Source organism: Sphingomonas sp. (assembly GCF_035555815.1).
Taxonomy (GTDB): Bacteria; Pseudomonadota; Alphaproteobacteria; order Sphingomonadales; family Sphingomonadaceae; genus Sphingomonas.
In genome coordinates, this window is record NZ_DATMGG010000089.1 from 1 (window position 1) to 9,338 (window position 9,338).

At 70.0% G+C, this 9,338-nt stretch carries 10 protein-coding genes, 1 tRNA gene and 1 pseudogene; 7 read left to right on the plus strand and 5 right to left on the minus strand.

The window, feature by feature from the left end; genetic code table 11:
• Window positions 1-424 (plus strand): annotated as a pseudogene (locus VNR91_RS05105) (pyridine nucleotide-disulfide oxidoreductase); the annotation flags it as partial.
• 93 nt (window positions 425-517) lie between these two features.
• A tRNA-Pro gene (locus tag VNR91_RS05110) sits at window positions 518-594 on the plus strand.
• 78 nt (window positions 595-672) lie between these two features.
• Here the strand turns inward: VNR91_RS05110 and VNR91_RS05115 are convergent.
• From VNR91_RS05115 to VNR91_RS05130, 4 genes are read right to left on the minus strand one after another with little or no spacing between them, the layout of a single operon-like run.
• Window positions 673-2,544, minus strand: coding sequence for an ABC-F family ATP-binding cassette domain-containing protein (locus tag VNR91_RS05115; RefSeq protein WP_325489703.1), 1,872 nt, complete (start codon window positions 2,542-2,544; stop codon window positions 673-675).
• 42 nt (window positions 2,545-2,586) lie between these two features.
• The gene (locus VNR91_RS05120) at window positions 2,587-3,465 is read right to left on the minus strand and encodes a Type II secretory pathway component PulK-like protein (RefSeq protein ID WP_325489704.1); all 879 of its coding nucleotides are present in this window, start codon (window positions 3,463-3,465) and stop codon (window positions 2,587-2,589) included.
• The gene (locus VNR91_RS05125) at window positions 3,465-4,034 is read right to left on the minus strand and encodes a PulJ/GspJ family protein (RefSeq protein ID WP_325489705.1); all 570 of its coding nucleotides are present in this window, start codon (window positions 4,032-4,034) and stop codon (window positions 3,465-3,467) included. The genes VNR91_RS05120 and VNR91_RS05125 overlap by 1 nt, the downstream gene beginning before the upstream one ends.
• Before the next feature lies 1 nt (window position 4,035).
• Entirely contained in the window at window positions 4,036-4,968 is a 933-nt protein-coding gene (locus tag VNR91_RS05130; RefSeq protein ID WP_325489706.1) for an ABC transporter substrate-binding protein, read from the minus strand.
• A gap of 206 nt (window positions 4,969-5,174) precedes the next feature.
• Between VNR91_RS05130 and VNR91_RS05135 the strand changes: the two genes are divergently transcribed.
• The 5 genes from VNR91_RS05135 (at window position 5,175) to rpsI (ending at window position 8,613) form a co-directional block, all read left to right on the plus strand.
• A complete protein-coding gene (locus VNR91_RS05135) occupies window positions 5,175-5,807 on the plus strand; it encodes a hypothetical protein (RefSeq protein WP_325489707.1) in 633 nt (210 codons plus the stop codon).
• Between the two features lie 298 nt (window positions 5,808-6,105).
• On the plus strand, window positions 6,106-7,140 hold the full coding sequence (locus tag VNR91_RS05140; RefSeq protein ID WP_325489708.1) for a COX15/CtaA family protein: 1,035 nt from the start codon (window positions 6,106-6,108) through the stop codon (window positions 7,138-7,140).
• Window positions 7,137-7,463: a divalent-cation tolerance protein CutA gene (gene cutA, locus VNR91_RS05145; protein ID WP_325489709.1), complete on the plus strand. Its 327-nt coding sequence runs from the start codon at window positions 7,137-7,139 to the stop codon at window positions 7,461-7,463. Before VNR91_RS05140 ends, cutA begins: the two co-directional genes overlap by 4 nt.
• A 119-nt stretch (window positions 7,464-7,582) precedes the next feature.
• A complete protein-coding gene (rplM, locus tag VNR91_RS05150; RefSeq protein ID WP_325489710.1) occupies window positions 7,583-8,062 on the plus strand; it encodes a 50S ribosomal protein L13 in 480 nt (159 codons plus the stop codon).
• Complete coding sequence (gene rpsI, locus VNR91_RS05155) at window positions 8,062-8,613, plus strand: 30S ribosomal protein S9 (RefSeq protein ID WP_325489711.1); 552 nt, start codon at window positions 8,062-8,064, stop codon at window positions 8,611-8,613. The genes rplM and rpsI overlap by 1 nt, the downstream gene beginning before the upstream one ends.
• A 142-nt stretch (window positions 8,614-8,755) precedes the next feature.
• On the opposite strand, the gene queE is transcribed toward rpsI, so the two are convergent.
• Window positions 8,756-9,338 (minus strand): 7-carboxy-7-deazaguanine synthase (queE, locus tag VNR91_RS05160; protein WP_325489712.1); only part of this gene is annotated, 583 nt, incomplete at its 5' end.

The following is a 9,338-nucleotide window of genomic DNA, read 5'->3' on the forward strand; positions in this document are numbered from 1 at the left end:
GACCGGCACCGGAGAGACCTATGCCGTGCCCGCTCATCTGGTGGTGAGTTGCATCGGCTATCGCACCCCGCCGATCGAGGGTGTGCCGTACGACCAGACGCTGGGGCGTTTCGCCAACGAGGAAGGGCGGATCGCCCCAGGCCTTTACGCGGTCGGCTGGGCGCGGCGGGGCCCGACCGGCACGATCGGCACCAATCGCCCCGACGGCTTCGCCATCGTCGAGAAGATCGGCGAGGACAGCGCCGGCGACAGCGGCAAGGCCGGCCGTGCCGGGCTGGACGCACTGCTCGCTGGCCGCGGGGTCGATGTCGTCACCTTCCGCGACTGGCAGCGGATCGACGCCGCCGAAGTGGCGCAGGCACGGCTGGGCGCCCCGCGAGAGAAGTTCGTCGCGGTGGAGGACATGCTCGGCGCGCGCGGCTGATCGGCACGGAATTCTCCGCGCCGCTGCGTCGGGTCCAACTTTCGACTTGATAGGCGCGCCGCGCCAAGCTAGGCGCCTCCCCCTGCAATGTGTCGGGGCGTGGCGCAGTCTGGTAGCGCACTGGTCTCGGGGTCCAGGGGTCGTAGGTTCGAATCCTATCGCCCCGACCATTGCAGCATCATCCGACGCCGCGTGACGCGCTCCGGCAAGGGTGATCCCGTTTCCCCGATCCGCACCGATCCCCGCGATCAGGCGGCGACCATCGTCTCCAGCGCCTCGCTCGCTTCCATCCACGTCGCCTCGGCGGTTTCGATACGCGATTCGAGTTCGGCGCGGCGCTTCATCAGGTCGGTCATCGTCAGCTTGGCCAGCGCCGCATCCGCCGACGCCGGATCGAACATCGCCCGGTCGATCGCGCTGCGTTGTTCGGTGAGCTTGGCCAACTCGCTTTCCGCCGCCTTGGCCGCCTTGCGCAGCGCCGTCCCCTTCTCGCGCGCCTCCGCCGCCGCGCGGCGCGCTTCCTTGCGGTCGACCTTGTCGACCTTCGCCGCGTCCTTCGCGTCCTTGGTCAGCACCAGCGCGATATAGTCGTCGAGCGAACCGTCATAGGGCCGCGCGGTGCCGCCATCGACCAGCACCAGCCGGTCCGCCGTCATCTCCAGCATGTGACGGTCGTGGCTGACGATCACCACCGCGCCGGTATAGGCGTTGAGCGCCTGCACCAGCGCCTCACGCGCGTCGACATCAAGGTGGTTGGTCGGCTCGTCGAGGATCAGCATGTGCGGCGCGTCGCGGGTGATCAGCGCCAGCGCCAGCCGGGCGCGTTCGCCGCCCGACAATTTGCCCACCTTGGTCGTCGCCTTGTCACCGGAAAAACCGAACCGGCCGAGCTGGCCGCGCACCGCCGCCGGCGTCGCGCCCTTCATCAGCCGCGCCATATGCTCCAGCGGCGTGTCGTCGCGGTCGAGTTCCTCGACCTGATATTGGGTGAAATAACCGACCCGCATCTTGCCCGACGACGTCATCCCGCCGTCCATCGGCTTCAACTGCGCGCATAACAGCCGCGCCAGCGTGGTCTTGCCGTTGCCGTTGCGGCCGAGCAGCGCGATGCGATCGTCGGGATCGAGCCGCAGGTTGAGCCGCTGGAGGATCGGCGTGTCACCATAGCCGACGCTGGCCATGTCGAGCGTGATCAGCGGCGGGCGCAATTCGTCTGGGTTGGGAAAGTCGAACGACAGGCTGGGATCGTCGAGCACCGCCGCGATCGGCTGCATCCGCGCCAGCGCCTTGGCGCGCGACTGCGCCTGTTTGGCGGTGGAGGCGCGGGCGGAGTTGCGGGCGATATAGTCCTGCAATTTGGCGCGCTCGGCGAGCTGACGGTCGCGCGCCGCCGCCTGCTGCGCCTGCCGCTCGGCGCGCTGGCGCTCGAACGCATCATAGCCGCCGGGATAAAGCGTCACCTTGCCGCGATCGAGGTGGAGGATGTGATCGACGACGTTGTTGAGGAAATCGCGCTCGTGGCTGACGATCAGGATCGTCGCCGGATAGGATTGGAGGAAGTCCTCCAGCCACAGCACCGCCTCCAGATCGAGGTGGTTCGACGGTTCGTCGAGCAGCAGCACGTCCGGCTGGGAGAACAGCAGCGACGCCAGCGCGACGCGCATCCGCCAGCCGCCCGAGAAGCTGTCAAGCGGGCGATGCTGCGCCGCCTCGTCGAAGCCGAGGCCGACCAGGATGCGCGCGGCGCGCGACGGGGCGGCGTGGGCATCGATCGCGTTCAGCCGCTCGTGGATCTCGCCCAGCCGGTCGGGGTCGTGGCTGGTCTCGCTCTCCTCCATCAGCGCGGCACGCTCGATATCGGCGGCGAGCACGGTCTCGAACGGGGTGGCGGCGCCGGCGGGGGCCTCCTGCGCGATATAGCCGAGGCGGGTGCCGCGCGGCATCTCCGCCGATCCGCCGTCGGGCTCGAGCTGGCCGGCGATCACCCGCACCAGCGTCGACTTGCCGGCGCCGTTGCGCCCGATCAGCCCGACGCGGCTGCGCGGTGGCAGGGCGGCGCTGGCGCCGTCAAGGATCGTGCGGCCGCCAAGGCGGACGATGATGTCGTTCAGGTTGAGCATCCGCGGCCCCTAGCAACCGGGCGCGCGAACCGGAAGGGCGCTCTACCGCTTCGCCGTCGGGAACGCCGGCGCATCGGGCGGGATCGCCGCGTTCCACCAGCGTTCGACCGGCGCGGTCTCGATCTTGCCCTGGTCGTCGGCGCGGCGCTGGATCAGGCTCGCGCTCTGCTGCACGGTGTCGCCGATCGTCGCGCGGGTGCGCACCCAGAAGGTGTTCGAGCGGAACGAGGTGCCGGGCGGCATCGTCACATTCTGGTCGGCGAGATCCTTCGCGGTCAGCATCCCCGTCCGCGCGCGCACCTGCACCAGCCGGTCGGCGATGACCGGATCGCGAAACAGTAGCGCCAGCATCTCGGGCGAGGCGGCGTTGAGGTTGATCGCGGTCTGGCCGGGCAGCGCCGTCACCAACACCTCCAGCCGGGCGACCGTGGCGGCATCGAAGCCGATGAAACGCAGCGGCCGAAGATCGGTGACCGGGCCGCTCATCCGCACCGCCGCGACCGCCTGTGCGATCTGATCCTCGTCCAGCCCGACCGAGCGGGCGATCTCGCTGAATAGGATCACCGGCGCCGCCTGCCCGCTCATCAGCGCGTTGAGGTTGAAGCGCCCCTCCGCGTCGGCGATCGCCAGGTCAAAGCGGCCGCCCTCGATCGGCGCGCCATTCTCGGCAAGCTGGCCCCACGCTTCCGACGCAGAATCGGCGTCGGGGCTCTCGATCGCGTCGCGGCGCAGCGCGACCAGCGCCGACACCTCGCCGCCGCGCACCACCGCCATCGCCCGCGCCACCTCGCGCGTGCGCAGCGCCCGGTCGAGCGCCAGTTCCTCGCGGTCGATCATCAACAGCACCAGCCCGCTGGCGATCGCGACGAACATCAGCACGTTGATCAGGATCATTCCCGCCTCGTCGCGCGGCCGCCGCATCATGACGTCACCGCCGTCGCTCGCGCGGGCAACAGGATCACGCGGCGCAGCGCTCCGGCCGGTCCGCGTCCCGGCGCCACCGTCACCTCCAGCGCGATCGCGCGCGGCCACGCCGCCGCCGCGTCTTCGCCATCCGCCGACACCGGCCACTGGTTCGCCCAGGAATCGCCAAAAAACCGCCAGCGCGCGCCGTTCACCCCGGTCAACAGCGCCTGTGTCCGCCCGCCGACGCTGCGGGTGAGCACGCCGTCGCGCAGCAGATAGGTCACCGCGACCGAAGCGCCGCCCAGCCCCGGCGCGGCGCGGGTGAAGGTCAGCCGGTCGCCGCCGCCCGCGATGTCGCCGTTCGCGACCTGCTCGACGTCGCTGGTCACCACCAGCATCGTGCGCTGAAGTTCGGCGAGCCGGTCGAGCCGCGCCTCGGTCCGCCCCTGTACGCCCAGCACGCTGTCGACCAGCGCCAACCCCGCGACCGAGATCAGCGCGAACAGCACCAGCGCGATCATCAGCTCGATCAGGGTAAAGCCCGATTCGGCGTTCCCCGGTCGTCGCTCAGGCCGGGCGATCACCTCACGCGCCCCGTGAGGTCGCGACGCTTTCATAACCCGCTGGGCCGGCGACCACGATCGCCAGCTCGCGCGCGCAGCTGCCGTCGGCGCGAAAGCGCACCGCGCCGGTGACACAGGCGAAGCTGTCGGTGGCGAGCAGCCCGGCGCGGTCGAGCTTGTGATCGGCGCGCAGCGATCGTCCGATGCCGGCCGCATCATAGGCGAGCGCGGCGAGCGCGCCGGGGGCGCCACCCACCTTGGCCTCGAAAGTGGAGGAGAATTCCCCGAACGCCTTCGGATCGGGCGCGGCGATCCACGCCCCCTGCAACGCCTCCAGCGCCGAGGGGCGATGATCGAGTGCCTGAAGCGTCGCGAGCAGTTGCACGCCCGTGTCCTTCAGGTTGCGCGCCGCCGCCAGCACGCCTTCCCCGCTGCCGGTGGCGAGCACCGCGTCGGGCGGATCGCCCGCGCCGGGCAGCGGCTGGCCGGGGGTGACGGTGATCGCGCGCACGTCGATGCCCAGCTCGCCCTGGAGCGCCTGCGCCGCCGCGCTCGCGGCGCTGCTCCACGGGCTGGCGTCGCCCAGCACGACCACCGACTTGACCCCGCGCGACCGGGCATAGCGCAGCACCGCGCTGGTCGACTGGCGCGGGGTCAGTCCGAACACCCACGCGCCGGTGGCGGCGACGGCGGCGTCGTTGGTGAAGGCGATCACCGGCACGCGCCCCGCCACGGTCGCGGCGGCGGCACGGGCTTCATCGGCGGTGAGCGGGCCGAATATCATCGCCGCCTTGCGCTTGATCGCCTCCGCCGCCGCGGCCGCCGCGCCGGGCGCGGTGCCGCCGGTATCGATCACCTGCATCAACGCGGCGTCACTTTCGGCAAGCGCGGCGGCGCGCTGCATGCTAAGGCCAAGCGCGGCATGGTCGCCGGTCAGCGGAAGCAGCAGCGCCACCGGGCGCCTGTCGGGCTTTTTCTTCGGATCGGCGGCAATCGCGAACGAAGGCAGGACCCATGACGCCGCTGATCCGACGAGGCCTGACCGCAGAAGCTTCAGCGCGTCCCGGCGAATCACTCGATATCTCCGCAATCGCGCGATCTGCTGCGCGGCGCCGTCTTATCGCCTTCGGTGCGATCGGCATAGCCGCTTACGCCGTCGCGATGATCGCGACGATCCCGGCGGGGACGATCTTTCCCAACCGCCCATGGCGCACCGGCGTGGCGGGTACGATCTGGAACGGCGAGGTCGGCGTCGGCGGCACCAACCGGATGGCGTGGCGATGGGCGCCGCTGCGGTCGCTGGTCGGGCTGGGCTTCGCCGCCGACTGGACGGTGAAGGGCGCCGACACGCTGCTGAACGGGCGCGCGACCGCCCGGCCCGGCCGCACGGCGATCGACACGGTCAGCGGATCGGCCGACGCATCGCTGCTCCAGGTGCTCCAGCCGACCCTGCCGTTCACCTGCGACCTGACGATCCAGGCGGATTTCCCGCGCATCGTGGTGGGCGGATCGGATCAGAGCGTCACCGGGCAACTGACCACCGACGCGGGCAGTTGCCGCCCCCGGACGCCGGGCAGCCCCGCCACCACCCTGCCGCCGCTGATGCTGAGCGCCGAGCATATCGGCGCGGAGAGCCGGATGCGCCTGTTCCCCGCGACCCAGCGCCGCCGCACGCTGATGACGATCGTGCTGGGCGAGGACGGATCGACCGAGATCGGCATGACGCCGGAAGGCGCGGCGGCGCTGCCGTTCGTCGGCCTGCCCGGCGGGGCGAGCATCAAGAGCGAGATGTAGGGCTTGTTCACGCGAAGCCGCGAAGAAGGTTAAGGGGTTCGCGCGGAGGCGCGGAGACGCGGAGGTGCGCCGCCTGCCGCACCGTCCGCCGCGCCAGCGGCCTCCCAGAAAGTCGCGTGCGGCTGGATCAAAGGCCCCGCTGACGCGAGACAGGGCCACAGACGAGACATCTCCGCGCCTCCACGCCTCCGCGCGAACCAATCTTGTTCTCCTTCGCGGCTTCGCGTGGACAAAATGTCCCACCGCCGAACCGGGCGCGACTCTTGGCCTGATCGCCCGACTCGGCTAACCGCGAAGGATGCTGCGCCCCCCCTTGGTCCCGCCCTCCGCCCGCCCCGCCCTGCTGGTGCGCTGGCTCTATGCCGTCGCGGTGCTGATCGTGGCGATGGTGGTGGTCGGCGGGATCACCCGGCTGACCGAATCGGGACTGTCTATCACCGAATGGAAGCCGATCAGCGGCATCATCCCGCCGCTGACCGATGCGCAGTGGCAGGCCGAGTTCGCCAATTACCAGCGCATCCCCGAATATCAGCAGATCAACCACGGCATGAGCCTGGCCGCGTTCAAGGCCATCTTCTTCTGGGAGTATCTCCACCGCGTGCTCGGCCGGGTGATCGGCATGGCGTTCGCGCTGCCGCTGCTATGGTTCTGGGTGCGGCGGCAGATCCCGCGTGGATACGGCTGGCGGCTGACCGCGCTGCTCGCGCTCGGCGGATTCCAGGGCGCGATCGGCTGGTGGATGGTGACGTCCGGCCTGTCGGTGCGGACCGACGTCAGCCACGTGCGGCTGGCGATTCACCTGCTCACCGCGCTGGTGATCCTGGGCGGGATCGTGTGGACCGCGCTCGACCTGCGTGTGCTGGCGCGCAGCGGCGGCACCGCCCGACCGGCGCGGATGACCGTGATCGGCGCGGTGGCGCTGGTGCTGCTGTTCGTCCAGCTCGGCTATGGCGCGTTGATGGCCGGGCTCAACGCCGGGCTCGCCGCCAACGACTGGCCGCTGATGAACGGCCGGCTGTTCCCGACCGAGGAACTGGCCAACCGATCCTTCCTGGACGCCGCGATCAACGATCCGTTCGTCGTCCATTTCATCCACCGCTGGTGGGCATGGATCGCCTTTGCCGGGCTGATGGTGCTGGCGCGCAAGGCCCGCGCGGCGGGGGATCGGCGCGCGTCGATCGCGATCCATTCGATGGTCGGGCTCCAGATCCTGCTTGGCATCGCCACAGTGATGACCGGGGTGCCGATTTGGCTGGCGGCGCTGCATCAATTGGTCGGCACGCTGTTGCTGATCGCGACGGTGTGGGGCGCGCACGCGATCGGGCGGCGGTGACCGATATCGCGCTGGTCCTCGCCACCTTCGCCGATCAGGCGGAGGCCGAGACGATCGGCGCGAGGATGGTCGAGGAGCGGTTGGCCGCCTGCGTCAACATCGCGGCGCCGTGCACGTCGATCTATCGCTGGCACGGCAAGATCGAGCGCGCCGAAGAGGTGCCGGCGCTGTTCAAGACGATGATCGCCATCGCCCCACGCCTGGCCGAACGAATCGCGACGCTGCACAGCTATGACCTGCCCGCGATCGAGATCGTGCCGGCGGCGGCGGGAGAAGCGCTGGCGGCGTGGATCGCCGAGGAAACCGACCGCCCGGTATCATAATACCCGTCAGCAAAGCCGCGGTTTGCTTGACTTCGCGGGGGCATTCCGTCACAGGCCGCTCATTCGCGCCGCTCCCGTCCGGGGCGGCGTGTTGCATTTACAACATAAGGTCCGAGCCCATGAAGGCGCTGATGAAGACCACCAAGTCGGCCAAGCCGCATGAGGTGGAGAAGAAGTGGCATCTGATCGACGCCGAGGGGCTGGTCGTCGGCCGCGCCGCGGTGGTGATCGCCAACCTGCTGCGTGGCAAGCACAAGACCAGCTTCACCCCGCACGTCGATTGCGGTGACAACGTCATCGTCATCAACGCCGACAAGGTGCGCTTCACCGGCAATAAGCTGACGCAGAAGCTCTACTACAAGCACACCGGCTATCCCGGCGGGCTGAAGGAAGTGCGCGCCGACAAGATCCTGGAAGGCCGCTTTCCCGAGCGGATCCTGGAAAAGGCCGTCGAGCGCATGATCCCGCGCGGACCGCTGGGCCGCCAGCAGATGCGCAACCTGCGCATCTTCAACGGTGCCGAGCACGATCACGCCGCGCAGAACCCCGAGGTTCTCGACGTCGCGGCCATGAACCGCAAGAACAAGGTGGGCGCATAATGTCCGACAATCGCCAGTCCCTTTCCGATCTGGGCGCGATCGCCGCCGGTGAAACCCCGGCCGCCGTCGTCGCCAACGCCGATGCGGGCACCGAAACTGCCGCCCCGGTGCCGACCCAGCCCGCGCTGCCGACGACGCCGCTGCGCGCGCAGGAGCTCGACAAATATGGCCGCGCCTATGCCACCGGCCGCCGCAAGGACGCGGTCGCCCGCGTCTGGCTGAAGCCGGGCACCGGCAAGATCACGATCAACGGTCGCGATCAGGAAGTGTATTTCGCGCGTCCGACGCTGCGTCTCGTCATCAACCAGGTGTTCGGCGTCGCCGGGCGCGAGGGCCAGTATGACGTCGTCTGCACCGTCAAGGGCGGCGGGCTGTCGGGTCAGGCCGGCGCGGTCAAGCACGGGATCGCCCAGGCGATCACCCGCTTCGAGCCGATCCTGCGCAGCCCGGTCAAGGCGGCGGGTTTCCTCACCCGCGACAGCCGCACCGTCGAGCGCAAGAAGTACGGCCGCGCCAAGGCACGCCGCAGCTTCCAGTTCTCGAAGCGCTAAGGCACCTGCCCGCTTCGGGTCGCTCCAGCGATCCGCAGGCGAGGCGAAAAACGGGCGGTCCGGCAACGGGCCGCCCTTTTTCGTGGCCGGTCCCTGGCGTCTCGTCCCTGGCGTCGCGTCCAAGCGCGCCGGGCCCGCGCCCTTAGCGCAGCCCGAGCAACTTGTGCGTCTGGAGCGACAGGCGCCATTTCGGCCGCTCTAGCGCCAGCGCGACGGCGGCGTCGCGATTGGTGTCGGCGTCCGCGCTGTCCATCGGCTGGACCAGGAAATGGGCGAAGTCCCATTGTTCGAGCGCGTCGACGTCGGTGCCCGCCTGCGGCCATACCAGCTTCAGTTCGTCGCCCGATCGCTGCACCACCACGCTGCCCGCCTTCGGGCTGACGCACACCCAGTCGAGCGCGGGATGCGCCGGCAGCGTGCCGTTGCTCTCGATCGCAACCTCGAAGCCGTCGGCGTGGAGCGCATCGACCAGCGCGTCATCGACCTGAAGCATCGGCTCGCCCCCGGTCAGCACGACAAAGCGCCGGTCGCGACCATCGCCCCAGGCGGCGGCGACCGCGTCGACCAGCGCATCGGCATCGGCGAACCGCCCCCCGCCCGCGCCATCGACGCCGACGAAATCTGTATCGCAGAACCGGCAGACGGCGGTCGCGCGATCCGCCTCGCGCCCGCTCCACAGATTGCATCCGGCGAAGCGGACGAACACCGCGCGGCGCCCGGCGTTG

Coding starts and splice junctions, on each gene's coding strand:
- VNR91_RS05120 (WP_325489704.1), bottom strand. CDS start 3,465: ATGCGGCGGCCGCGCGACGAGGCGGGAATGATCCTGATCAACGTGCTG.
- VNR91_RS05140 (WP_325489708.1), top strand. CDS start 6,106: ATGCTGCGCCCCCCCTTGGTCCCGCCCTCCGCCCGCCCCGCCCTGCTG.
- rpsI (WP_325489711.1), top strand. CDS start 8,062: ATGTCCGACAATCGCCAGTCCCTTTCCGATCTGGGCGCGATCGCCGCC.
- VNR91_RS05115 (WP_325489703.1), bottom strand. CDS start 2,544: ATGCTCAACCTGAACGACATCATCGTCCGCCTTGGCGGCCGCACGATC.
- rplM (WP_325489710.1), top strand. CDS start 7,583: ATGAAGGCGCTGATGAAGACCACCAAGTCGGCCAAGCCGCATGAGGTG.
- VNR91_RS05135 (WP_325489707.1), top strand. CDS start 5,175: ATGATCGCGACGATCCCGGCGGGGACGATCTTTCCCAACCGCCCATGG.